The organism is Pseudomonas sp. SMN5 (genome assembly GCF_052041925.1).
Taxonomy (GTDB): domain Bacteria; phylum Pseudomonadota; class Gammaproteobacteria; order Pseudomonadales; family Pseudomonadaceae; genus Aquipseudomonas.
This window is the reverse complement of record NZ_JBKGGX010000013.1, coordinates 84,796-108,149: the sequence shown is the minus strand read 5'-3', so window position 1 is coordinate 108,149 and position 23,354 is coordinate 84,796. Positions and strand designations below refer to the sequence as shown.

Genomic DNA, 23,354 nt, shown 5'->3' with positions numbered 1-23,354 from the left:
GTCCATCCAAACAGGGCGGCTTTGCAGCCCTGTTTGGATGGACCCGCGCTGAGAAGCGGATGAGCGAGGCTGCTCGCCCTGAATCTTGAGCGCTCATTTGCTGTCGCCGCCGTTATTGCGCTTGTACAGCGCTAGCGGATCGGCACCACGTTTTTGTCTCTGACTTGGCCGTATGCTGAGGCAAGCAGGCTGCCGGTGGCGGCTTTCTGAATGTACTCACTCCACCAAGCCATCATCGGGCGCCGGCGCTCGATGTAGTCGGCTCGGTTGTAGGCGCTGCGCACCTCATCCTTGTCGACATGCGCCAGTGCGACCTCAATGAGCTCCGGGTCCCACCCATGTTCATTCAAGATGGTGCTGGCCATCGAACGCATGCCGTGGCTGACCAAGCGATCTTGGAAGCCCATGCGTTTCAACGCCATGTTCGCGGTCTGGCTATTGGCGTGGGTGCGTGGATTTCTGTCTGCCGGGAAGACGTATTCGCGATGGCCGCTATGAGTCTTCAATGACTCCAACAGTGCGACAGCGTGATCACTCAACGGGATGCTGTGTGGGCGGCGCTTTTTCATCCGCTCTGCTGGGATTGTCCAGACACGCCTTTCAAAGTCGATGTCTGCCCAGCGAGTAGTCGCCGCCTCGGCGGGGCGAGTCATCGTGTGCAACTGCCATTCGATCAGACAGCGGGTGGTGCGTTTGATGCTGGCGTTTGCGATCTCCAGCATAAGCTCGGGGAGCTCTTCGGGCGGAAGCGCTGCCATGTTCTCTTTCTTGGGCTTCTTGAATACTGCCCTGATACCGCTGAGCGGGTTGGCGAAGATCAGGCCGGAGTTTACGCCGTAGGTCATGATCTCGTTTAACCGCTGGCTGAGACGCTTGACCGTTTCCAGGCTGCCTTTCGCTTCGATTGGACGAAGCAATGCGATCACCATCGGCGCGGTGATTTTCACCAGTGGTGTCGTCCTCAAGTCGGGGAACACGTGCAACGTGAGCGACCGCCAAATGTCCTCGGCATAGGCCGGGGTCACCGAGTCTTTCTTGAGCTCGAACCAGGCGGTGGCCACGTTCTCAAAGGTGTGTTCCGTTTCTGCACGCTTGGCTTCATTCAGCGTATTGCGCTGCACCTTCGGGTCAATGCCCTGCGCGAGTAGCTCACGCGCATCGACTGCCATCTTTCGTGCGTTCGCCAGTGACAGTTCGGGATAGGTCCCGAAGCCGATGTTGATGCGCTTCTTGGTCACCGGTTCACGGTAATTGAAATTCCACAGCAATGAGCCGTTGCTGCGTACGCGGAGCTGCAAACCGTCACCATCCGTGAGGACGTAATCCTTGGACGCGGGTTTGACTCCCTTGAGCTGTCGATCGGAGAGGCGGAGGTTTTGAGCAGGCATGAGATTGTCCTCAGGCACTGATTCGGTATTCCAAAGATTAGCACCGGACGGACTGGAATACCGTCTGGAATACCCGAATGGCTGGAACTCAAAAACTCTCAAAAGACCGCAAAAGCGCTGGAGGCCGCGTATTTGCTGGGTTTTAGGCACAAAAAAAGACGTCCGTGGACGTCTTTGTTTGGTCATTTGGTGGAGCCGGGGGGATTTGAACCCCCGTCCGCCAGTACTCCGCTGTCGGTACTACATGCGTAGCCGTGTCTATTAAGTTAACCCTCAGCGACCCGACGGGCAGGGTGCTTTGGGCGAGTTGTGTAAGTTTTAGCCGCTTCGTCCACAACGTACTGCACGGCGATTCCGTTCTATATGACAATCACTTTGGGTTTACGGACATCCCCTAATGATTGCTGGACCCGAAGGTACCAGAAGCTCAGGATCTAAGGCTGCTTACGCAGCGATAGCGAATTCCTGGCCGTAGGTTTCGTCATTGGCAACTATAGAAGTTGCAACAGTGGATTTACGAGTTCTGTTACCAACTCGGCATGCACCTAAAGTTTCGCAACCGGCGTCGAATCCTAAACGGCCCCGAACCTGTCGTTTCGTGAATCTGCTGAAGCGACAGGCGTTTGCAGTGTACGCCAATCTGCGGCTGAGGCCAACCCGAAGGTTGGCCTGCCCGTTCGGTCACTTGTTGGTGCCGTCAGTGGCCTTTCTGATTTCGAGGATGGTTTGCTGGGTTTCAGCAACGCAGTCATCAATTTTTCCTTCTTTTTTGAGCTCCCGTGCCCTCCTTACGCTGTCTGTCGCACGGCCATTGAGATCGGGTGATGACTGATATTGTGTTTTGGCATTCTCGATGGTTTGGATATTGGCTTCGCACAGGCTGTCCGGCTTCTCTGCGGCGAACGAAGTGGAGGCCATCATCGAGGCGGTAATGAACAGACCTAACAGTGCAGAACGTTTCATATGTATCTCCTTGAACTGAGGATCCAGGCTTCGTTGGCCGTCAGACGGGCAACCGAATGGAGGAAAAGCCCCGACGTTCGGGGCTTGTTCTGTGGACTGCCGTCGCGCTCAAGGGTTCTATTTTTCTTTAAATCCGCCTCGCCTGAGTCACCCGATCCACCAGGTAGACCAGTCCGTGGTAGTCGATTTCGCCATGGTGCGTAAGACCGATCTCACAGGTGCGGCTGGTGGAAATCCCTTCGCTGCACGGTTGGACCGCATCTTTCAACGTGCGTAATGCATGCGCGTTCAGCTCCGGTGTGGTGAAGCCTTTGTCGCCGGCAAAACCGCAGCAGTGGATGCCTTCGGGGATGACCACGTGCTTGCTGCATTTGCGCGCCAGGTCAATCAGCGCCTGGCTTTCGCCCAGGTGTTGGGTGCTGCAGGTAACATGGACGGCGATGGGGGCTTCCTGCGGTGTGAAGTCGAGGCGCTCCATCAGGTGGGTGCGGATGAAGCGCACCGGGTCGTACAAATCCAAACGCACATCGCCAAGGTCTTGGACCAGCCGCAACGTGCATGGGCTGGTGTCGCAGTAGATCGGGTCGAGTCCGCCGCGACTGGCGTGCAGCAGTGCACCGAGCAGTTCCTGGCGCTTGTGTTCGGCCTGTTCGGCGTAGCCTTTGGAGGCGAATGGCTGGCCGCAGCAGAGGCTGTCCACGTTGTCTGGGATGACCACTTGATAGCCGGCCTTTTCCAGCAGGCCGCGAGTTTTGTCGTACAGCGACATCTGCTCCTTGTCCTGTGCCGCCGGGCCCATGACGCGGGAGACGCACGCGGCCAGGTAGACCACTCTCGGCCGTTCGTCCGATGCGCTAGGGCTGAAGCGGATGGCGCTTTCCGGTTGCGGCATGGCGTTGGTCCACTGTGGGACCTTGCCTTTGGACAGTCGGGTCAATGATGCCGAGAGTTTTGCCAGGCGTGGCGCTCCCAGCAGCATGCGTGCGCCGTTGGCCACATGTAGGGTAAAGCGTGCGCCTTGGAGGGCGGTGGCGAAATTTCCTTCAGCCCAGTTGGCGATTTTCGTGTTCTTCGCTTCACGGCTGCGAAGTTTTTTCACCAGCTCGCCGGTATTGATGCTGACCGGGCAGCGTTGCGCGCACAGGCCGGTGGCGGCGCAGGTGTCGATGCCGTGGTACTGGTAGGCTGCTTCAAGTTCCGATGTGTCGATGCCCGAGCGTTTTTTCGCCTGGATGTCGCGCCAGATCACGATGCGTTGGCGCGGGCTCAAGGTCAGGTCCTTGGAGGGGCACACCGGCTCGCAGAACCCGCACTCGATGCACTTGTCGACGATCTCATCGGCGGCCGGCAGTGGTTTGAGGTGCTTGAGGTGGATCTGCGGATCTTCGCTGAGTATCACGTCCGGGTTGAGGATGCCGTTGGGGTCGAGCAGGCGCTTGAGTTGCCACATCAGTTGGTAGGCATCGTGGCCCCATTCCAGCTCGACGAACGGCGCCATGTTGCGTCCGGTGCCGTGTTCGGCTTTCAGCGAGCCACCGAACTCCACCGCCACCAATTGGGCCACGTCGTCCATGAACGCCTGGTAGCGTGCGACTTCATCCGGGTTGTTGAAGCCTTGGGTGAAGACGAAGTGCAGATTGCCTTCCAGTGCGTGTCCGAAAAGGATCGCTTCGTCGTAGTGATGTTTGTCGAACAGCTCGATCAGGCGATTCACGCCAATGGCCAGTTGCTCCACCGGGAAGGTTACGTCCTCGATGATGACCGTGGTTCCGGTTTTGCGTACCGCCCCAACGGCGGGGAAGGTGTCCTTGCGGATGGCCCAGAGCCGAGCGTTTTCCTTTGGGTCTTCGGTGAAGTCGACCTGTTTTTCCACTGGGAACGCGGCCAGCGAACCCATGATCCGCGTCAGTTGTTCCTGTAGGAGTGACGAAGAGGCGGCGCGGGATTCGATCAGCAGGGCGCAGGCATGGGGCGACAGATGTTGTACGAATTCGGGCATGCCCGGCTTGTCCTGCACCGAACGCAGGCTGCGCCGGTCGAGCAACTCCACGGCCGATACCGGCTGGCTTTTCAGCACGGTGACCGCGTTGCAGCAGGTTTCCACATCCGGGAATACGATCAGTGCCGACGCCTTGTTCGGATGGTCGATGACGGTGTTGTAGGTCACCGCACTGATAAAGCCGAGGGTTCCCTCGGAGCCCACCAGCAGATGGCTCAGGATATCCACAGGGTCGTCGAAATCCACCAGGGCATTGAGTGACAGGCCGGTGGTATTTTTCAGACGATATTTGTGGCGGATTCGGGCGGCCAGTTCGGCGTTGGCGCGGGTCTCGCGACCTAGGGTCGCCAGGCGTTCCAGCAGGTCGCCATGGCGGGTGCGAAAAGCTGTCACGCTGGCCTCGTCCTCGGTATCGAGGCGGGTCCCGTCAGCCAGCACCAGACGAATGCCGGCCAGGGTGTGATAGGTGTTCTGCGCAGTGCCGCAGCACATGCCGCTGGCGTTGTTGGCGACGATGCCGCCGATTTTGCAGGCGTTGATCGAGGCTGGGTCCGGGCCGATCTTGCGCCCGAACGGGGCTAGCCAGGCGTTGGCCTGGGCGCCGATCACGCCGGGCTGCAAGCGAATCTGTGTGCCTTGGTCGCGAATCTGCCGAGCGTTCCAGTTATCCCCCAATACGATCAGCACCGAGTCGCTGATCGCTTGCCCGGACAGGCTGGTGCCCGCCGCGCGGAAGGTGACGGGCACCCGCTCGCGCTGGGCGAGTTGCAGCAGCGCCACCACTTCGTCTTCGCTTTCGACCCGAACCACCAGTTTCGGAATCAGCCGATAGAAACTGGCGTCGGTGCCGAAGGCCAGGGTCGACAGAGGATCGTCGAAAAGGCGTTTCTGGGGGATCAGTTGGCGTACGTCGCGTAGGAAAGAGGCCGGAAGGGTCATTGGTCCTCCAGGATTAATACCACCAGGTCTTTCGGACCGTGGGCGCCGTAGGCCAGGACTTGTTCGATGTCTGCGGTTTTCGACGGGCCCGACACCAGCAGGGCGTTGGTGGGCATGCCTTGGGCCCATTCGAATTCCTGCTGCACTTCGTAGAAGTTGTCGCGAATCTCGCTGGCCTTGAGCAAGGCGAAATGCACCGGCGGGACCAGGCTCATCAGCCGCGGTTCTTCCCGCGTCGGCCAGAGAATCAGGCTACCGGTGGCGGCGATGGCGCCGAGGGTTCCGGTCAGGCTGGCGGGCGTGTCGTTGAACAGTTCGCCTTTCCATTCTTCGACCGGTCGGTCGTAGGCCTTGAGCGTTGGCAGGTCCGGATTGTTCGCCCAGAACTGTGTGATTCTTTTCCCGTGGGGCGTGGTCGGGGCGATGAGCAGGCTTGGCAATTGACGATCGCGCAGCAGCTGCGCCAATAGCGCCGGCCAGCCTTCGCCGGATGTCAGGTGGATTTCGGTGTGCACCGCCTCCATTAGCTTGCGTAACTGCTGGATGCGTTCCTCGGGTGCGTAGCGATAGGTTTGCGTCACCAGCTCGACGTTGTAGGTATCCGCAACGGGCGTGGTGCCTGTCAGGCTTTTGCGCAGCTTGGCGAGGATATTTTCCTTGGCGCTCATCGACGGTCTCCCTGTTGATCCAGGTGTTCGCGGGCCAGGTCATGCAATGAGCGGGCGGCGGGTTTGGGGGCGCTGTGGTTCTGGGTCCATGGGCCGACGTTACGGGGCGTCAGGGCGCGCAGGCGTGTGGCAAGAAAACCAAATAGGCGATACAGCCGCGGCGAGCTGTTGAGCCACGCCCAAGTGTTCCAGATGAAGCGTTCCTTGGACGAATACTTGCTGCCCTGGCCGCGCATCACCTGATGGGGGCTGTCCGGCGCCTTGACGTTTTCTTCCCGCAGCCGCCGCAGCAAGGCCGGAATCGGAATCTTCACCGGGCACACTTCACCGCAGGCGCCGCAGAGCGAAGAGGCGCTGGGATGGTCCGGTACCTTGGCCAGGCCAACCATGTGCGGCGTGATGATTTTTCCGATAGGCCCCGGGTAAACCTCGCCGTAGGCATGACCGCCGATTCGGGTGTAGACCGGGCAATGATTCATACAGGCGCCGCAACGAATGCAGTTCAGGGTCTGGCGCAGTTCGCTGTCGGCAAACGCTTGGCTGCGACCGTTATCCAGCAACACCAGGTGCACTTCCTGGGGGCCGTCCAACTCGTGCGACTTGCGTGGTCCGGAGATCATGTTGACGTAGGTGGTAATCGGCTGGCCGAGGGCCGAGCGGGTCAGCAGCGAGAGCAGCGGCACGACATCGCGCAGGTTCTCCACCACTTTTTCGATGCCGGTCACGGCGATGTGTACGGGCGGCACGGTGGTGGACATCCGCCCGTTGCCTTCGTTTTCGACTAGCAACAGGGTGCCGGTTTCGGCAACGGCAAAGTTGACGCCCGAGACGCCGACATCAGCCTCGAAGAATTTCTGTCGCAAGACTTTGCGACCGATCTGAATGAGTTGGTCGACGTCCTTGGTGTACTCCACGCCGAGTTTGTCGTGGAACAAGGACGCGACCTGGCCGGCATTCTTGTGGATCGCCGGCATAATGATGTGTGAAGGCTTCTCGTGATCGAGCTGGACGATGTATTCCCCCATGTCGGATTCGAGACATTCAATGTCCCGAGCCTCAAGGAAATGGTTCATCTCCATCTCTTCGCTGACCATCGATTTGCCCTTGATCACTTGCCGCGCCTCGTGAGCGCGGATGATCGAGAGGACGATGCCATTGGCCTCGTCCACCGTCTCCGCCCAGTGCACTTTCACACCGTTGCGGGTCAGGTTGGTTTCAAGTCGCTCGAGCAGGTCGGGCAGCTTGGATAACGCACGGGCGCGAACGGCATTGCCGAGCACCCGCAGGTGTTCCCTTTCGTGGGCATCGCTGAAGGACGTTGCCCGTTTGGTCATCAGTGAATCCATCGCACTGCGAAAGTTGTTTCGCAGTTGCGTGTCGTCCAGGGCCTTGTGGGCTCGGGCGCGAAAATCCTCTTGTACCTCTACGGCCGGAATCAGCGTGGGCGTGCTCATGCGACACCTCCGGTACGCTGCCAGAGGAAGCTTGCCAGATGCTGGCCGCGCAGCGCCTCCTGCTGTTTTTCCAGCGCGCCGTTGATGTTCATCAGGCAGCCGCAGTCGGCACTGATAACCTGATGCGCGCCGGATTCCTTCAGCGCCCGGGTCTTGTCGGCCACCATCGCGCCGGAAATATCCGGCATGCGCACGCTGAATGTCCCACCAAAGCCACAGCATTCGCTTTCATGGCTATGCTCGACACGTTCCACATTGCCCAACTGCGCCAACAGGGCGCGGCCATGCAGGTGGGTGTTCATTTCACGCCGTGCCGAACACGACGTGTGCAGGGCGACCTTTACCGGCGCGCCACTGTCGTTCAACCGCACCTTGCAGACAAACAGCAGGAACTCGGCCAGTTCATAGGTCCGGGCCGCCAGGGCCTGGACTTGCTTGAGCGTTTCGGGCTCATCCTTGAACAGATCGGCGTAATGCTCACGCAGCATCCCGGCGCAGGAGCCCGACGGAACCACCACCGGATAATCATCGGCAAACAAGGCCAGTTGCGCTCGCGCCACCGTCCGCGCCTGTTCGGTGTACCCCGAGGTGTAGGCCGGTTGGCCGCAGCAACTTTGCCCTTGCGGGTAATCCACCCGGATCCCCTCACGCTCCAGCAGACGGATCGCATCCATCCCGGCTTCGGGGTAGAACAGGTCCACCACGCAGGTGCCGAACAGGTAGACCCGTGGCGGTTTCTCGCTGGGGTACTGCCGAGGCTCGGGCAATGGTGGCGCGACTCGGGTCGCGTTCGGCACGGCGTTGTAAAAAAGCTCGCTCATCAGGCGTGTCTCCGGGTGGTCCCGGTTATCCGTCCGCTGAGGCCGCTGAATATAAAGAGCAAATCTTTCAGCAGCCTTGCAGACCCGGTAATCGATAGCGAACGCCGATGCAGGGATCGGCGTCGGTTCTTTCGGTATTTCTTGTAGGACTCAGTGCACCAGCATGCCAGTGAACCAGTAGGCCTGGGCCAAGGTGATCAGGCCGACGATCGTTGCAAAGAATAGGCTGTGTTTGAGGGTGAAACGGAACAGATCCGATTCCTTGCCCACCAGCCCGGTCGCCGCACAGGCCACGGCGATCGATTGCGGTGAAATCATCTTGCCGGTTACGCCACCGCTGGTATTCGCCGCGACGAGCAAAGTGTCGTTGACGCCGATCTGGTGTGCGGTGGTGGCTTGCAGCGAGCTGAACAGGGCGTTGGACGACGTATCGGAACCGGTCAGGAATACCCCCAGCCAACCCAGGAACGGCGAGAAAAACGGGAACGCTGCGCCGGTGCCGGCCAGCACCAGAGCCATGGTCGAGGACATGCCCGAATAGTTGGTGACGAAGGCGAACGCCAACACCATGCCGATGGAAAGGATCGGCCACCGCAGCTCGAAAAAGGTTTCTTTGAAAGTGGTAAGACCAGTCTTGAGGTTGATTTTCAGCACCAGCATCGAGATCAGCGCCGAAAAGAAAATCGCCGTACCGGTGGCGGAAATCGGGTCCAGCTTGAACACAGCAGGAATGGCCGTGGGGTTGACCACGATCGGCGCGACCTTGACCACCATCTGGTCCAGGTGCGGGATGGCAAAGTTGAACACCCAGGCGTACATCGCGCCGCCTGCGGCGAACATCGCCTTGAACGGTTTCAGGGTCCAGATCGTCACCAGCACGGTGAGGATCAGGAACGGCGACCAGGCCTTGAAAATCTCCCCCAGGCTGTAGGGCGAAGCCACGGTGCTGCGCGGTTGGCCGAAACCGCCGACGCTGGCGGTGATCGTTGCGCTGGAAGTGGCGCCGGCAATCTGCGCACCGGCGGCGCGCTTGGGCTGCCAGACTTTCAAGAACAGGGTCAGCGAGATCAGGCTGGCCAGGGCCGAGGTGATGTCCGGCAGTTCCGGGCCGATGAAGTTGGAGGTGAAGTATTGGGTGATGGCGAAGCTCAGGCCCGCTACCAATGCGGCCGGCCAGGTTTCCCGCACGCCGCGCAGGCCGTCCATCATGAACACCAGCCAGAACGGTACGAACAGCGACAGCAACGGCAGTTGGCGACCGGTCATGGCGCCGATCTTGAAGGCGTCGATCCCGGTGACCTGACCGGCCACGATGATCGGGATGCCCAGTGCGCCGAATGCCACTGGCGCGGTATTGGCGATCAGACACAGGCCTGCGGCATACAGCGGGTTGAAGCCCAGGCCGACCAACAGGGCGGCGGTAATCGCCACCGGTGCACCGAAGCCGGCGGCGCCTTCCAGGAATGCACCGAAGCAAAAGCCGATCAGCAACACTTGCAGGCGTTGGTCATCGGTAATCGACAGCACCGAGCTGCGGATGACCTCGAACTGGCCGCTCTTGACCGTCAGTTTGTAGAGGAAAACCGCGGCGACGATGATCCATGCGATGGGCCACAGGCCATAGGCGAAGCCATAGCCGGCGGCGGCGAAGGCCATGTCGGCGGGCATGTTGAAGCCGAAGATTGCCACGGCAATGGCCAGGGCCAGGGTGATGCTGCCGGCCACATGGCCTTTGAGGCGAAACACCGCCAGGGCCAGGAAGAAAAATACGATGGGAATAACAGCCGCGAGAGCGGACAAGCCAAGACTGCCGAGCGGGCTGTAGAGCTGTTGCCAGGTTTGCATGTGGGTGGGCCCCTAATTGTTGTTGGTCAGGCACTGGTCAGCGTATTTGGTTAATTGGTAAGACCAATTTACAAGCGCTGTCGGCTAGGGTAAAAGCCTTGGTTGTGATGTGTCAATTTGCCGCCCGCAAAACTTTCGTCGAATAAGCGGTGCAGAGGGTCTCTGATCCGTTTGCAGATCCCGCTTTTGATGCGTGTCGACAAGGCCCGGATAGGCCAGAATAGAGAGCCCGGCGAGCGGTCGGGATGGTGGAGAGTCGAGTTATGGGGTTTGATCAGATTCGTCAGCGCCGTTTGTCTGACGATATTGTCGAGCGGCTTGAAGGAATGATCCTTGAGGGCACGCTGAAATCCGGCGAACGGCTCCCGGCCGAGCGAACCCTGGCCGAACAGTTCGGCGTGTCACGCCCATCGTTGCGAGAGGCGATCCAGAAGCTCACGGCCAAGGGTTTGTTGGTCAGTCGCCAGGGCGGTGGCAATTACGTCGTGGAGTCACTGGGGTCGACGTTCAGCGATCCTTTGCTGCAACTGTTGGAAAGCAATCCCGAGGCGCAACGCGACTTGCTGGAGTTTCGGCATACTCTGGAAGCATCCTGTGCTTATTACGCAGCGTTGCGCGCCACGGATGTAGATCGTGAGCGACTGACGGCGGCGTTCGAGCAATTGCAGGATTGCTATTCGCGCCATGAAGAGGTGAGTCGTGCGGAGGAGGGGGCGGCCGATGCCCGGTTCCACCTGGCGATTGCCGAGGCCAGTCATAACGCGGTGCTGCTGCACACCATCCGCGGCTTGTTCGACCTGCTCAAGCGTAATGTCGTCACCAACATTGGCGGGATGTACAAGCAACGCAGCGAAACCCGCGACATGCTGATCAGCCAGCACCGGGAGTTGTATCAGGCGATCATGGATGGGCATGCCGAACAGGCGCGGGAAGTGTCCAGCCGACATATTCTGTATGTGCAAGAGGTGCTGGAAGAGGTGCGTCAGGAAGTGCAGCGCGTGGCGCGTGCCGAGCGGCGTAAAGGGATGTAGCTATAAAAAACTGTGGGAGCGAGCATGCTCGCGATTGCGGTGGGCCAGTCAAATCAATATTACTGACTCACCGCCATCGCGAGCAGGCTCGCTCCCACATGGGTTCTTGCGCGGGCTAGTCTTCCTTGCCCTTGTTCCGCACGGCCCGCTGCAGCTCGCGACCGGCGTCGCGTTCGCGCTCGGTATCGCGCTTGTCGTATTCCTTCTTGCCCTTGCCCAGCGCAATCTCGCACTTGATCAAGTGCTTGCTCCAGTACAGCGACGTGCAGACGCAGGTGTAGCCCTTCTGCTGGACGCCCGCGAAGAGCTTTTCCAGTTCGCGCTTGTTGAGCAGCAGCTTGCGCGAGCGCACCGGGTCGGCAATCACGTGGGTGCTGGCGGTGGTCAGCGGCGTGATATGACTGCCCAGCAGCCAGGCCTCGCCGTCCTTGAGCAGCACGTAGCTGTCCACCAGTTGCGCCTTGCCGGCACGCAGGCTCTTTACTTCCCAGCCGGCCAGGACCATGCCAGCTTCGAACCGTTGTTCGATGAAGTAATCGTGTCGCGCCTTTTTATTTTGCGCGATGGTCCCTGTGGGGTGTTTCTTCTGTTTAGCCATAGGGGCGGCATTATAGGCAGTTGCGCGCGTGTCGGCTACGGTGAAGCGGTGTGCTTGAGCACCTTGAGTGAATCCCGGACAATGCGGCCTCTTTTTTGAACGCTTGGGCGTGATCACGATGTCGACAGACAAGGTTTCTGTCCACGGCAGTTGGGCTAGCCGCTGGGTCTTCATACTCGCGGCAACCGGTTCTGCCGTGGGGCTGGGTAGCATCTGGAAGTTTCCATACATGGTGGGCGTCTACGGTGGCGGCGCCTTCGTCTTGATGTTCCTGGCGTGCATCGCGCTGATCGGGGCACCGGTCATGCTCGCCGAAACGCTGATCGGACGTCGCGCCCGGCAAAGCCCGGCCAATGCCTTGAAGGTGCTGGCGGTAGAAGCAGGGCACTCGACCAAGTGGTCCTGGGGCGCCTTCGCCGGGATGATCACCGCTTTGCTGATCCTGTCTTTCTATAGTGTGGTCGGCGGCTGGTCGCTGGATTACATCATCGACATGGGGCGAGGGGATTTCCAGGGCGTCGCGCCTGATCAGGTTGGCGCCTACTTCGGCAAGGTGATCGACGATCCGTGGCGGCTGACCCTGTGGCATACGATTTTCATGGTGCTTTCGGCCGTGGTGATTGCCAAGGGTGTCGTTGCGGGGCTGGAGCGCAGCCTGCGGATCATGATGCCGCTGCTGTTCGTCATGATCCTGGTGCTGCTGGGCTACAGCATGACCACCGGGCACTTCATGGAAGGCCTGCACTTCATGTTCGACTTCAAGCCGGAAAAAGTGCTGGATGGCCTGCTGCCGGCCATGGGGCATGCGTTCTTCTCCCTGAGCGTGGGCGTTGGCTCGATCATGATCTACGGCGCCTACATGCCCAAGAACGCCTCCCTGACCCGCACGGTCGTCGGCGTCGCGCTGTTGGATACCTTCGTGTCGCTGATGGCCGGTGTGGCTTTGTTTCCGATTGTGTTCGCCGCCGGCTTGAACCCCAGCGAAGGCCCAGGGTTGATGTTTGTCAGCTTGCCGTTCGCCTTTGGCAGCATGGCGTTCGGACAGTTGATGGGCGTGGTGTTTTTCGTCCTGGTGGCCATCGCCGCCTGGAGCTCGGCCATTTCCCTGCTCGAACCCATGGTGGCCTATCTGGTTGAGCGCACGCGTATCGGTCGCGCCTGGGTGACCTTCTGGTTGGCCTTCACCTGCTGGTTCGTGGGCCTGGGGACGGTGTTTTCCTTCAATATATGGAAGCAGGCCAAGTTTTTCGTGAACGAAGACGGGATGTTCAGTCTCTATCAGTGGGGGGCTACCGGAGGGCTGGATTTCTTTGGCGTGATTGATTTCTTCACATCGCGGATCATGCTGCCGTTGGGCGGTTTGTGTTTCGTGGTGTTTGCAGGGTGGGTGATGGGGCGTGAAGCTGTGCGTGACGAGCTGTCGCTGCGCAGCCCTGTATTGTTCGCCTTGAGCCTGTTCTTGATGCGCTACGTGGCGCCCATCGGCATTCTCGTAGTGTTTGCCGCCCAGCTGTGGAAGTGACGCTTACATGACGACACATATTCAACGCTCGGCCTTGCTGCCCTATCCGGCGCAGGCGTTGTACGACCTGGTCAACGATGTGGCGAGTTACCCGCAATTCTTGCCTTGGTGCTCATCGGCCGAGGTGCTTGAGAGTTCCGAGACCCATATGCGTGCCAGTCTCAACATAGCCAAGGGCGGCTTGAGCCAGCGCTTTGTCACGCGCAATACCCTGGTGCCGGGACAGTCCATTGAAATGAACCTGGAAGAGGGGCCTTTCAACCAGCTGCACGGCGTCTGGGTATTCAAGCCGCTGGGTGAAAAGGCCTGCAAGATCAGCCTGGACCTGTCGTTCGATTACGCCGGTCCTCTGGTGAAGGCGACGTTGGGGCCGTTGTTCAATCAAGCCGCCAACACCCTGGTCGACGCTTTCTGCCAGCGTGCCAAGCAAAACGCAGAGCTCAAGCGTTGATCGAAATAGAAGTGGTGTACGCCTCTGTCGAGCGTCAGGAGTTGCGTACTTGTGCCGTGCCGCAAGGCACGAGTGTCCGTGCGGCGCTGCTGGCGTCAGGGATTGCCGATGCATTCCCGGAGTTGGATCTGGCGACTTGCACTGTCGGAATTTTTGGCAAGGTCGTGGCCGATCCGGAGCACCAGTTGGTACAGGCGGCCGACCGGTTGGAAATCTATCGGCCATTGTTGGTGGATCCGAAAGAAGTCCGTCGGTTACGCGCAGCCAAGGCTGCCTTGGCGCGTCAATCGGGACAATAGCGGGTCAGGAACGCAGGCAATAAAAAACCCGGCATGCCGGGTTTTTTATATCGCCGATTACTGGGGCGACGTATCCAGGGGCTCTGGCGTCGGGACGGGTACGGTCTCGACGTTGTCCACGTCCTTCTGGATCTGATCCAGCAATGAACCTGGCTTGGCCGGCTTTTCCGGTTTCGACTTGTCGGCGTTCTCCGCCGGCGCAGTGACTGTCGTGCCACTGTCCTTGCCCATGATGGCCTCGTCGCGGCTCACGCCGGGCATGAAATCGCCCGACAGGCTGACAAGTTGGTCATTGGCGTTGAAGATAACGCTGATGCGTTCCTGTTGGCGCTCACCGCCACCGGGCTGCAAGCTGTAGAGATAATCCCAGCGATCGGCGTGGAACGTGTCGGCCAGCAGAGGGTTGCCCATGATAAAACGTACTTGCCGGCGGGTCATTCCCGGGCGTAACTGGTCTATCATGTCCTGCGTGACGACATTGCCCTGCTGGATGTCGATTTTGTAAACCCCGGGGAATGAACAACCGGCGAGTGCGAGCAGTCCCACGAAGGTGAAACTGGTTAGCAAGAGCTTGGTGTTTTGCATCGGTGGGCGACTTCCACTATCTTGGCTGGGACAACGTAAACGCCGATCATACCCGCATTAAGAGAAGCTGCGAAGCAGCATCGCGAGAAAGCTGACCATGGTTGAAAATAGCGAACTACGCAAAGCCGGCCTCAAAGTGACCCTGCCACGGGTCAAGATTCTACAAATGCTCGATTCCGCCGAGCAACGCCACATGAGTGCCGAAGACGTCTACAAGGCGCTTATGGAGGCTGGCGAGGACGTTGGTCTGGCCACGGTCTACCGTGTCCTGACCCAGTTCGAGGCAGCGGGTCTTGTGGCTCGTCACAATTTCGATGGCGGTCATGCTGTCTTTGAATTGGCTGACGGGGAGCATCACGATCACATGGTGAACGTGGAGACCCGTGAGGTCATCGAATTCGTCAGTCCGGAAATCGAAAAGTTGCAAAAGGCAATTGCTGAAGAGCATGGTTTCGAGCTGATCGATCACCATCTCGTCTTACACGTACGCAAGCTCAAATAAGCATGTTGCGTGAGCTCAGGCTCCCGAAACGAAAGAAGGCGACCCCAGGGTCGCCTTCTTTCTTTATGGCGGTTGTCAGCTTTTTGCCGCAACCACCATTTTTTTCGCGTGGGCCAGGGATTCCTTGGTGAGGTCGATCCCTCCCAGCATCCGTGCCACTTCTTCCACGCGTTCGTTCTTGTTGAGCTTGGACACCGCGGTGCGAGTGGCATCCTCTCCACGCACTTTGTGCACGAACAAATGCTGGTGCCCCTGGGCCGCGACTTGGGGCAGGTGAGTGACCGTCAGCACTTGGCCCCGCTCTCCGAGTCGGCGCAGTAATTGCCCGACTATTTCCGCAGTCGGCCCCCCGATACCCACATCCACCTCGTCAAATACCAGGGTCGGCACGCGAGACGTCTGCGCCGTGATGACTTGGATGGCCAGGCTGATCCGCGACAACTCACCGCCCGAAGCAACTTTGGCCAGGGCCTTGAGCGGCTGGCCGGGGTTGGCGCTGACCAGCAACTCCACTTGCTCCAACCCGTTGGGCTGAAGTTCGTCACCGGTGTTGGGGTGTAGTTCGATGGTGAAGCGTCCCCCCGGCATGCCCAATCGCTGGATTTCCTGTTCCACGGCACTGGCCAGCCCTGTGGCGGCCTGCTTGCGCAGTTCGCTGAGTTCTTTGGCCTTTTCCTGGTAATGACGGGCATAGGCCGCCAGCTCATCACCGAGCCGCTCAATGGACTCGTCATTGGCATTCAGGGTTTCCAGCTCTTCCAGCAGCCGTTGTTGGAGTTCGGCCACTTCGGTTGGCTGGACGCGATGTTTGCGGGCCAGGGTATAGATGGTGTCGAGGCGCTCTTCCAGATACTGGAGTCGAGCCGGGTCGGCATCGAAATGATCGAGGAACCGGTTCAATTCCCCGACAGCTTCCTCGACCTGGATCTGCGCGCTGGTCAGTAGGTTGGTCGCTTCGCTCAGGGCACCTACCGAGTTGTTCACGCTGGACAGTCGGTTCAGGCTCGCGGTCAGGGCGTTGAGTACGTTCCCCGAATCGCTTTCGCTGCATTGATCGACGACCTGGCGGCAGATGCCCAGCAGGGCTTCGGCATTGGTCAGGTTCTTGTGTTCCTGCTCCAGTTCCTCCAGCTCGTTTTCCCCAAGGGCCAGGTTCTCCAGTTCCTCGAGCTGGTAGCTGAGCAACTGGTGACGGGCGCGCTGTTCATCGCCCGAGTTGGAAAGCCGCTCCAGCTCCTGTCGCGTCTGGCGCCAACGCTGGGCTGCCAGCTGGACCTGGCGAGCTAGGTCGGTGGCGCCAGCGTATTCATCCAACAAGCGACGATGGGTATCGGTCTTGAGCAGGGATTGGTGTTCGTGCTGGCTGTGGATATCGATCAGCAGCTCGCCGAGGGCCTTGAGATCGCCCAATGGGCAAGGCGTGCCGTTGATGTAGCCACGGGAGCGGCCTTCGGCGGTGATGACCCGGCGCAGGATGCACGGACCGTCGGTGTCCAGGTCGCGCTCGGCCAGCCAGGTGCGGGCTTCGGGGATGTCGACCAGGTCGAATGTCGCCAGGATGTCGGCCTTGTCTGCGCCGGGACGTACCACGCCGTTGTCGGCACGATCGCCCAGCGTCAGGCCGAGGGCGTCGAGCATGATCGACTTGCCGGCGCCGGTTTCACCGGTGATCACGCTCATACCTCGATCGAGTTCGAGGTCGAGATGTTCGACGATGGCGTAATTGTGTACGGACAGGTGCACCAGCATAAGGCCGCTCCCAGGCTTTAGGTCTGGTTATTTATACAGTGTTTTGTTTCGGCCTGACAATGCCTTCGCTTAGCTCGATTTGCTTGGTTCGATGGTTTTCTTAGTGCTGCACGGAATGGGTATGCAGCTGTTTTTTGTAAGGTTAATTCGTCGGGCGGCCCTTGAAGCTGAAAAACCCGGCCCCATATACCGGGGCAGAAGCGCGAGTCGAGCTCGCGGACGAAGTTGAAAGGAGAAATCTCTATGGCTGACGAACAGACGCAGGACACGCAAAATCTAGACGCCAATCAGGCTCCCCAGGATTCGGGTGAGGACCTGGCGGCACGTGTACAAGTGCTCGAGGAGCAACTGGCCGGTGCGCAGGATCAGGCGTTGCGTGTAGCAGCCGACCTGCAGAATGTCCGCCGTCGCGCCGAGCAGGATGTAGAAAAGGCTCACAAATTCGCCCTGGAGCGTTTCGCCGGTGACCTGCTGCCGATTATCGACAGCCTGGAACGCGGCCTGGAACTGTCCAATCCGGATGACGAAAACATCCGCCCGATGCGTGAAGGCATCGAGCTGACCCTGAAGATGTTCCAGGACACGCTCAAGCGTTACCAGCTCGAAGCCATCGATCCCCATGGCGAACCGTTCAATGCCGAGCATCATCAGGCCATGGCGATGCAGGAAAGTGCCGACGTCGAGCCCAACAGCGTCCTGAAAGTTTTCCAGAAGGGCTATCTGCTCAACGGCCGCCTGCTGCGCCCGGCCATGGTTGTGGTCAGCAAGTCGCCGGCACCGGTTTCGCCTTCTATTGATGAGCAGGCTTGAAATCGGTCGTAACGGCCCCATTTATAAGTCAAGCGTTTAAGTGCTACCGCAGATAGCCACCACTGCTGCGGCAACAAAATCCAAGTTCCGGGAGAGTTAACATGGGCAAGATTATCGGTATCGACCTGGGGACCACCAACTCGTGCGTCTCCGTGCTGGAAAACGGCAAGGCCAAAGTCATTGAAAACGCTGAAGGCGCGCGTACCACGCCGTCGATCATTGCGTACGCCAACGATGGCGAGATTCTGGTTGGCCAGTCGGCCAAGCGTCAGGCAGTGACCAATCCGCATAACACCCTGTACGCGGTGAAGCGTCTGATCGGTCGCAAGTTTGACGAAGAAGTCGTTCAGAAAGACATCAAGATGGTGCCTTACAAAATCGCCAAGGCTGACAACGGCGACGCCTGGGTTGAAGTGAACGGCCAGAAAATGGCGCCGCCACAGATCTCGGCTGAAATCCTGAAGAAAATGAAGAAAACCGCCGAAGATTATCTCGGCGAGGCAGTGACTGAAGCGGTCATTACCGTGCCTGCCTACTTCAACGACAGCCAGCGCCAGGCCACCAAAGACGCCGGCCGCATCGCGGGCCTGGACGTAAAACGCATCATCAACGAACCAACCGCAGCGGCTCTGGCCTACGGCATGGACAAGGCCAAGGGCGATCACACCGTGATCGTTTATGACCTGGGTGGCGGTACCTTCGACGTTTCGGTGATCGAGATCGCTGAAGTCGACGGCGAGCACCAGTTCGAAGTTCTGGCAACCAACGGTGACACTTTCCTCGGTGGTGAAGACTTCGACATCCGCCTGATCGACTACCTTGTAGATGAGTTCAAGAAAGAAAGCGGCATGAACCTCAAGGGTGACCCGCTGGCCATGCAGCGTCTGAAAGAAGCCGCTGAAAAAGCCAAGATCGAGCTGTCCTCGAGCCAGTCGACCGACGTGAACCTGCCGTACATCACCGCAGACGCCACCGGTCCTAAGCACTTGAACGTGAAAATCTCCCGCGCCAAGCTCGAAGCGCTGGTGGAAGACCTGGTTCAGCGCACCATCGAACCTTGCCGCATCGCCATGAAAGACGCCGGTATCGACGTAGGTTCGATCAACGACGTGATTCTGGTCGGCGGTCAGACTCGTATGCCGCTGGTCCAGAAGCTGGTGACCGATTTCTTCGGTAAAGAAGCGCGCAAGGACGTGAACCCTGACGAAGCCGTTGCCATGGGTGCTGCCATCCAGGGCGCCGTTCTGGCCGGTGACGTGAAGGACGTTCTGCTGCTCGACGTCAGCCCGCTGACCCTGGGTATCGAAACCATGGGTGGCGTGATGACCGCGCTGATCGAGAAAAACACCACGATTCCTACCAAGAAATCCCAGGTGTTCTCGACTGCCGACGACAACCAGAGCGCCGTGACCATTCACGTACTGCAAGGTGAGCGCAAGCAGGCTGCCCAGAACAAGTCCCTGGGCAAGTTCGACCTGGCTGAGATTCCACCGGCTCCACGTGGCGTGCCACAGATCGAAGTGACCTTCGACATCGACGCCAACGGTATCCTGCACGTCGGCGCGAAAGACAAGGCTACCGGCAAGACTCAGTCGATCGTGATCAAGGCCAACTCCGGTCTGTCCGAGGAAGAAATTCAGCAGATGGTTCGCGACGCTGAAGTCAACGCCGAGGAAGACCGCAAGTTCGAAGAGCTGGCCAGCGCCCGCAACCAGGGTGATGCCCTGGTGCACTCGACCCGCAAGATGATCGCTGATGCAGGCGAGAAAGTGACCGCGGAAGAGAAGACTGCCATCGAAGCGGCCGTGGTTGCCCTGGAAGCTGCCGTCAAGGGCGACGACAAGGCTGCCATCGAAGCGAAGATCGAAGAGCTGTCCAAGGTCTCCGCGCCAGTGGCTCAGAAGATGTACGCCGAGCAGGCCCAGCCGGCTGAAGGCGCCGCACAGCAAGGCGAGTCGGCCGAAAAAGCCGACGACGTCGTCGATGCCGAGTTCGAAGAAGTGAAAGACCACAAGTAATCGCTTGTTGGTCGGCCGGTTGACTGCATTTGTGCGGTGGCTGGTAGGATGTCGCCGCGCGGGAGCTTGCTCCCGCGTTGGCGTGTCTGGAGCCAGCGAATTTTTACAGCATGCGACGGCGTTCGGATGCTGGCGGTGTGATCGGGGATGCTCCTGCTTTTCGATCGACAGGCACTGCGTTTTGGCCGGGGCCCTGGCTGAAAGATTGAAGACCAGGATCGTTGAATCGACGTGAGTTGGGTCCGGGCCTGTATGGGGGCTCAACGAGTTTGGCAAGGTTCAGGAGAGGTTTGCCGGACGTCCTATAAGAGTGCAAAGACTAATGGCAAAACGTGATTTCTACGAAGTATTGGGTGTTGAGCGGGGTGCCAGTGAGGCGGAGCTGAAGAAGGCTTATCGTCGTCTGGCCATGAAGCACCACCCGGACCGTAATCCCGGCGATAAAGCGTCGGAAGAGCTGTTCAAGGAAGCCAACGAGGCTTACGAGGTACTGTCCGATTCCAGCAAGCGCGCAGCCTACGACCAATACGGTCATGCCGGGGTCGACCCGAGCATGGGCGGCGGTGGCGCCGGTTTCGGCGGTCAGAATTTCTCCGATATTTTCGGCGACGTATTCAGCGATTTCTTCGGCGGCGGTCGCGGTGGCTCTCGTGGCGGTGCCCAGCGTGGCAGTGACTTGCGCTACACGCTGGAGCTGAACCTGGAAGAGGCGGTGCGTGGTACCACCGTCAATATCCGCGTTCCGACGCTGGTCAATTGCAAGCCTTGCGATGGCTCGGGCGCCAAGAAAGGCTCGTCGCCCGTCACCTGCCCAACCTGCGGCGGTATCGGCCAGGTTCGCATGCAGCAAGGCTTCTTCTCGGTGCAGCAGACCTGCCCGCGATGCCATGGCCAGGGCAAGATCATCTCCGATCCGTGCGACTCCTGCCACGGCGAAGGGCGTGTCGAAGAGTACAAGACGCTGTCGGTCAAGGTGCCGGCTGGTGTCGACACCGGTGACCGTATTCGCTTGTCGGGTGAGGGCGAGGCGGGTGCCCAAGGTGGTCCGACCGGCGACCTGTACGTGGTTATCAATGTGCGCGAGCACGCGATTTTCCAACGCGACGGCAAGCATCTGTTCTGCGAAGTGCCGATCAGCTTTGTCGATGCAGCCTTGGGTGGCGAGCTTGAGATCCCGACCCTCGATGGTCGCGTCAAGCTGAAGATTCCCGAGGGTACGCAGACTGGCAAGCAGTTCCGCATTCGCGGCAAAGGCGTTGCGCCAGTGCGTGGTGGCGGCGCCGGTGACCTGATGTGCCGCGTGGCAGTAGAGACACCGGTCAACCTGAGTCGGCGCCAGCGTGAGTTGCTGGAAGAGTTCCGCAGTTCGCTGGAGGGTGACAACAGTCATTCCCCTAAAACCACCGGTTGGTTCGAAGGCGTGAAGCGCTTCTTCGGCGATCTGTAAGGAGGTCGCATGCGACGTATAGCTGTGATGGGCGCTGCGGGGCGCATGGGTAAGGCGTTGGTCGAGGCGGTGCAGCAGCGCTCTCCGCTCTCCGGCTTGACGGCTGCCATCGTTCGGCCTGACAGCACGCTGGTGGGTGCTGATGCCGGGGAGCTGGCGTCGTTGGGGCGTATCGGCGTGCCGATGACCGGTGGCTTGGAAAAGGTGCTCGATGAATTCGATGTACTGATCGATTTCACCCTGCCGGAAGTGATGCTGAAAAACCTCGCCATCTGCCGCAAGCACGGCAAGGCCATGGTCATCGGCACCACCGGACTGGATGCGGCGCAGAAGCAATTGCTGGCCGATGCCGGCAAGGACATTCCGATCGTGTTCGCGGCGAACTTCAGCGTGGGTGTGAACCTGTCGCTGAAGCTGCTGGATCTGACGGCGCGGGTCCTGGGTGATGACGCGGATATCGAAATCATCGAAGCGCATCACCGGCACAAGATCGACGCGCCTTCGGGAACGGCGTTGCGCATGGGAGAGGTGATTGCCGATGCGCTCGGTCGCGATCTGCGGGAAGTCGCGGTCTACGGACGCGAGGGCCACACCGGCGCACGAGATCGAGACACCATTGGTTTCGCGACTGTGCGCGGTGGTGATGTGGTAGGCGATCACACCGTCCTGTTCGCCACCGAGGGCGAGCGCCTGGAGATCACCCACAAGGCCTCGAGCCGGATGACCTTCGCCAAGGGCGCCGTACGTGCAGCGCTGTGGCTGGATGGGCGTGAGCCTGGCCTGTACGACATGCAGGACGTTCTCGACCTGCGTTGATGCATCGCAAAGCGGGGTACAGGTTATACTGCGCCCCGTTTTTCACCGCTTCGCGACGGTCTGTCGCATTCCCCTGCCTTTAAGGCTCATTAGCGGTGGACCAAAAAAGCCTTTTTCTGTAAGCTACAGCTTTAGTGTGTCCACTAAAAGCGCGCAGAATAATTCAGTGAACAAGCGGGGTGACGTGTCCATACGTCACTCCGCTTTTTTACAACCTGCGATCGCCCTTTCAGGCTTTATTTACGGGAGGTCTTCTTGACTAAGCCAGCCATACTCGCCCTTGCTGATGGCAGCATTTTTCGCGGCGAAGCCATTGGAGCCGACGGTCAGACCGTTGGTGAGGTGGTGTTTAACACCGCAATGACCGGCTATCAGGAAATTCTTACCGATCCTTCCTACGCCCAGCAAATCGTTACCCTGACCTACCCGCACATCGGCAACACTGGCACCACGCCGGAAGATGCCGAGTCCGACCGTGTATGGTCCGCCGGCCTGGTCATCCGTGATCTGCCGCTGGTGGCGAGCAACTGGCGTAACACCATGTCACTGTCCGATTACCTGAAAGCCAACAACGTCGTGGCGATCGCCGGTATCGACACCCGCCGCCTGACCCGCATCTTGCGGGAGAAAGGTGCGCAGAACGGCTGCATCATGGCTGGCGATAACATTTCCGAAGAGGCGGCTATCGCCGCTGCCAAGGGTTTCCCAGGCCTCAAGGGTATGGATCTGGCCAAAGTGGTCAGCACCCAGAAGCAGTACGAGTGGCGCTCTTCGGTCTGGGATCTGAAGACCGACAGTCACGCGACTATCGAGACTTCCGAGCTGCCCTATCACGTGGTGGCCTACGACTACGGCGTCAAACTGAACATCCTGCGCATGCTGGTAGAGCGTGGCTGCCGTGTGACGGTAGTGCCGGCGCAAACCCCAGCCGCAGAAGTGCTGGCCCTCAAACCCGATGGCGTGTTCCTGTCCAACGGCCCGGGTGATCCGGAGCCATGCGACTACGCGATCCAGGCAATCAAAGATGTGCTGGAAACCGAGATCCCGGTGTTCGGCATCTGCCTCGGCCACCAGTTGCTGGCCCTGGCGTCGGGTGCCAAGACCCTGAAAATGGGCCACGGCCACCACGGTGCCAACCACCCGGTGCAGGACCTGGACACCGGCGTCGTCATGATCACCAGCCAGAACCACGGTTTTGCGGTAGACGAAGCGACCCTGCCGGCCAACGTTCGCGCGATCCACAAATCGCTGTTCGACGGTACGCTGCAAGGCATCGAGCGCACCGACAAGAGCGCGTTCAGCTTCCAGGGTCACCCTGAGGCGAGCCCGGGCCCGAACGACGTGGCTCCGCTGTTCGATCGCTTCATCAATGAGATGGCCAAGCGACGCTGACCGCGTAAGCCCGAGGGCGGCCCCGCATACGGCGGCCCCCTCAGGCGCTGCAAAGAT

Annotated in this window: 20 protein-coding genes and 1 other RNA gene; 10 read left to right on the top strand and 11 right to left on the bottom strand. The window is 59.7% G+C overall.

Features of this window, described 5'->3' with window-relative positions:
• Positions 1-131: 131 nt before the first annotated feature.
• The 8 genes from ACLEJR_RS15150 to ACLEJR_RS15115 form a co-directional block, all read right to left on the bottom strand.
• Positions 132-1,388 (bottom strand): integrase domain-containing protein, encoded by a 1,257-nt coding sequence (locus ACLEJR_RS15150; RefSeq protein ID WP_440814826.1) that lies wholly within the window; start codon positions 1,386-1,388, stop codon positions 132-134.
• Positions 1,389-1,575: 187 nt separating this feature from the next.
• Positions 1,576-1,972, bottom strand: a transfer-messenger RNA (tmRNA) gene (ssrA, locus tag ACLEJR_RS15145).
• Positions 1,973-2,069: 97 nt separating this feature from the next.
• Entirely contained in the window at positions 2,070-2,351 is a 282-nt protein-coding gene (locus ACLEJR_RS15140; RefSeq protein ID WP_440793627.1) for a hypothetical protein, read from the bottom strand.
• Between the two features lie 127 nt (positions 2,352-2,478).
• Complete coding sequence (locus ACLEJR_RS15135; RefSeq protein WP_440814825.1) at positions 2,479-5,289, bottom strand: FAD-binding and (Fe-S)-binding domain-containing protein; 2,811 nt, start codon at positions 5,287-5,289, stop codon at positions 2,479-2,481.
• The gene (locus tag ACLEJR_RS15130) at positions 5,286-5,957 is read right to left on the bottom strand and encodes a LutC/YkgG family protein (protein ID WP_440814823.1); all 672 of its coding nucleotides are present in this window, start codon (positions 5,955-5,957) and stop codon (positions 5,286-5,288) included. Before ACLEJR_RS15130 ends, ACLEJR_RS15135 begins: the two co-directional genes overlap by 4 nt.
• Positions 5,954-7,411: a LutB/LldF family L-lactate oxidation iron-sulfur protein gene (locus ACLEJR_RS15125; RefSeq protein ID WP_440814822.1), complete on the bottom strand. Its 1,458-nt coding sequence runs from the start codon at positions 7,409-7,411 to the stop codon at positions 5,954-5,956. Before ACLEJR_RS15125 ends, ACLEJR_RS15130 begins: the two co-directional genes overlap by 4 nt.
• On the bottom strand, positions 7,408-8,232 hold the full coding sequence (locus ACLEJR_RS15120) for a (Fe-S)-binding protein (RefSeq protein ID WP_440793635.1): 825 nt from the start codon (positions 8,230-8,232) through the stop codon (positions 7,408-7,410). Before ACLEJR_RS15120 ends, ACLEJR_RS15125 begins: the two co-directional genes overlap by 4 nt.
• A gap of 150 nt (positions 8,233-8,382) precedes the next feature.
• On the bottom strand, positions 8,383-10,077 hold the full coding sequence (locus tag ACLEJR_RS15115) for a lactate permease LctP family transporter (RefSeq protein ID WP_440814820.1): 1,695 nt from the start codon (positions 10,075-10,077) through the stop codon (positions 8,383-8,385).
• Positions 10,078-10,340: 263 nt separating this feature from the next.
• Here ACLEJR_RS15115 and ACLEJR_RS15110 point away from each other — a divergent pair, with 263 nt between their 5' ends.
• Entirely contained in the window at positions 10,341-11,108 is a 768-nt protein-coding gene (locus ACLEJR_RS15110) for an FCD domain-containing protein (RefSeq protein WP_440793639.1), read from the top strand.
• Positions 11,109-11,223: 115 nt separating this feature from the next.
• On the opposite strand, the gene smpB is transcribed toward ACLEJR_RS15110, so the two are convergent.
• A complete protein-coding gene (gene smpB, locus ACLEJR_RS15105) occupies positions 11,224-11,706 on the bottom strand; it encodes an SsrA-binding protein SmpB (RefSeq protein WP_440793946.1) in 483 nt (160 codons plus the stop codon).
• A 118-nt stretch (positions 11,707-11,824) separates the two neighbouring features.
• Here smpB and ACLEJR_RS15100 point away from each other — a divergent pair, with 118 nt between their 5' ends.
• From ACLEJR_RS15100 to ACLEJR_RS15090, 3 genes are read left to right on the top strand one after another with little or no spacing between them, the layout of a single operon-like run.
• Positions 11,825-13,228 (top strand): sodium-dependent transporter, encoded by a 1,404-nt coding sequence (locus ACLEJR_RS15100; RefSeq protein WP_440793641.1) that lies wholly within the window; start codon positions 11,825-11,827, stop codon positions 13,226-13,228.
• Between the two features lie 7 nt (positions 13,229-13,235).
• On the top strand, positions 13,236-13,679 hold the full coding sequence (locus ACLEJR_RS15095; protein WP_440793643.1) for a type II toxin-antitoxin system RatA family toxin: 444 nt from the start codon (positions 13,236-13,238) through the stop codon (positions 13,677-13,679).
• A complete protein-coding gene (locus ACLEJR_RS15090) occupies positions 13,676-13,978 on the top strand; it encodes an RnfH family protein (protein WP_440793645.1) in 303 nt (100 codons plus the stop codon). The genes ACLEJR_RS15095 and ACLEJR_RS15090 overlap by 4 nt, the downstream gene beginning before the upstream one ends.
• 57 nt (positions 13,979-14,035) lie before the next feature.
• Here ACLEJR_RS15090 and ACLEJR_RS15085 read toward each other — a convergent pair whose 3' ends face one another.
• On the bottom strand, positions 14,036-14,563 hold the full coding sequence (locus tag ACLEJR_RS15085; RefSeq protein ID WP_440793647.1) for an outer membrane protein assembly factor BamE: 528 nt from the start codon (positions 14,561-14,563) through the stop codon (positions 14,036-14,038).
• 97 nt (positions 14,564-14,660) lie between these two features.
• Between ACLEJR_RS15085 and fur the strand changes: the two genes are divergently transcribed.
• A complete protein-coding gene (gene fur, locus ACLEJR_RS15080; protein ID WP_440793649.1) occupies positions 14,661-15,065 on the top strand; it encodes a ferric iron uptake transcriptional regulator in 405 nt (134 codons plus the stop codon).
• Between the two features lie 75 nt (positions 15,066-15,140).
• On the opposite strand, the gene recN is transcribed toward fur, so the two are convergent.
• Entirely contained in the window at positions 15,141-16,814 is a 1,674-nt protein-coding gene (gene recN, locus ACLEJR_RS15075; RefSeq protein ID WP_440793651.1) for a DNA repair protein RecN, read from the bottom strand.
• Between the two features lie 243 nt (positions 16,815-17,057).
• On the opposite strand from recN, the gene grpE reads away from it, so the two are divergent.
• From grpE to carA, 5 genes are all read left to right on the top strand, one after another.
• Positions 17,058-17,624: a nucleotide exchange factor GrpE gene (gene grpE / locus ACLEJR_RS15070; protein ID WP_440814818.1), complete on the top strand. Its 567-nt coding sequence runs from the start codon at positions 17,058-17,060 to the stop codon at positions 17,622-17,624.
• Between the two features lie 101 nt (positions 17,625-17,725).
• Positions 17,726-19,642: a molecular chaperone DnaK gene (gene dnaK, locus ACLEJR_RS15065; RefSeq protein ID WP_041025003.1), complete on the top strand. Its 1,917-nt coding sequence runs from the start codon at positions 17,726-17,728 to the stop codon at positions 19,640-19,642.
• 322 nt (positions 19,643-19,964) lie between these two features.
• A complete protein-coding gene (gene dnaJ, locus ACLEJR_RS15060; RefSeq protein ID WP_245145158.1) occupies positions 19,965-21,089 on the top strand; it encodes a molecular chaperone DnaJ in 1,125 nt (374 codons plus the stop codon).
• 9 nt (positions 21,090-21,098) lie between these two features.
• Positions 21,099-21,905 (top strand): 4-hydroxy-tetrahydrodipicolinate reductase, encoded by an 807-nt coding sequence (gene dapB / locus ACLEJR_RS15055; RefSeq protein ID WP_440814816.1) that lies wholly within the window; start codon positions 21,099-21,101, stop codon positions 21,903-21,905.
• A 255-nt stretch (positions 21,906-22,160) separates the two neighbouring features.
• Complete coding sequence (gene carA / locus ACLEJR_RS15050; RefSeq protein WP_440793657.1) at positions 22,161-23,297, top strand: glutamine-hydrolyzing carbamoyl-phosphate synthase small subunit; 1,137 nt, start codon at positions 22,161-22,163, stop codon at positions 23,295-23,297.
• Positions 23,298-23,354: the final 57 nt, after the last annotated feature.

Bases quoted from the DNA above. Each gene is read 5' to 3' on its own strand.
- ACLEJR_RS15115 (WP_440814820.1), bottom strand. From the start codon at position 10,077: ATGCAAACCTGGCAACAGCTCTACAGCCCGCTCGGCAGTCTTGGCTTG.
- dnaK (WP_041025003.1), top strand. From the start codon at position 17,726: ATGGGCAAGATTATCGGTATCGACCTGGGGACCACCAACTCGTGCGTC.
- grpE (WP_440814818.1), top strand. From the start codon at position 17,058: ATGGCTGACGAACAGACGCAGGACACGCAAAATCTAGACGCCAATCAG.
- fur (WP_440793649.1), top strand. From the start codon at position 14,661: ATGGTTGAAAATAGCGAACTACGCAAAGCCGGCCTCAAAGTGACCCTG.
- ACLEJR_RS15135 (WP_440814825.1), bottom strand. From the start codon at position 5,289: ATGACCCTTCCGGCCTCTTTCCTACGCGACGTACGCCAACTGATCCCC.
- ACLEJR_RS15125 (WP_440814822.1), bottom strand. From the start codon at position 7,411: ATGAGCACGCCCACGCTGATTCCGGCCGTAGAGGTACAAGAGGATTTT.
- ACLEJR_RS15130 (WP_440814823.1), bottom strand. From the start codon at position 5,957: ATGAGCGCCAAGGAAAATATCCTCGCCAAGCTGCGCAAAAGCCTGACA.
- ACLEJR_RS15110 (WP_440793639.1), top strand. From the start codon at position 10,341: ATGGGGTTTGATCAGATTCGTCAGCGCCGTTTGTCTGACGATATTGTC.
- dapB (WP_440814816.1), top strand. From the start codon at position 21,099: ATGCGACGTATAGCTGTGATGGGCGCTGCGGGGCGCATGGGTAAGGCG.
- ACLEJR_RS15150 (WP_440814826.1), bottom strand. From the start codon at position 1,388: ATGCCTGCTCAAAACCTCCGCCTCTCCGATCGACAGCTCAAGGGAGTC.
- smpB (WP_440793946.1), bottom strand. From the start codon at position 11,706: ATGGCTAAACAGAAGAAACACCCCACAGGGACCATCGCGCAAAATAAA.
- ACLEJR_RS15120 (WP_440793635.1), bottom strand. From the start codon at position 8,232: ATGAGCGAGCTTTTTTACAACGCCGTGCCGAACGCGACCCGAGTCGCG.
- ACLEJR_RS15085 (WP_440793647.1), bottom strand. From the start codon at position 14,563: ATGCAAAACACCAAGCTCTTGCTAACCAGTTTCACCTTCGTGGGACTG.
- ACLEJR_RS15100 (WP_440793641.1), top strand. From the start codon at position 11,825: ATGTCGACAGACAAGGTTTCTGTCCACGGCAGTTGGGCTAGCCGCTGG.
- ACLEJR_RS15095 (WP_440793643.1), top strand. From the start codon at position 13,236: ATGACGACACATATTCAACGCTCGGCCTTGCTGCCCTATCCGGCGCAG.
- dnaJ (WP_245145158.1), top strand. From the start codon at position 19,965: ATGGCAAAACGTGATTTCTACGAAGTATTGGGTGTTGAGCGGGGTGCC.
- ACLEJR_RS15140 (WP_440793627.1), bottom strand. From the start codon at position 2,351: ATGAAACGTTCTGCACTGTTAGGTCTGTTCATTACCGCCTCGATGATG.
- recN (WP_440793651.1), bottom strand. From the start codon at position 16,814: ATGCTGGTGCACCTGTCCGTACACAATTACGCCATCGTCGAACATCTC.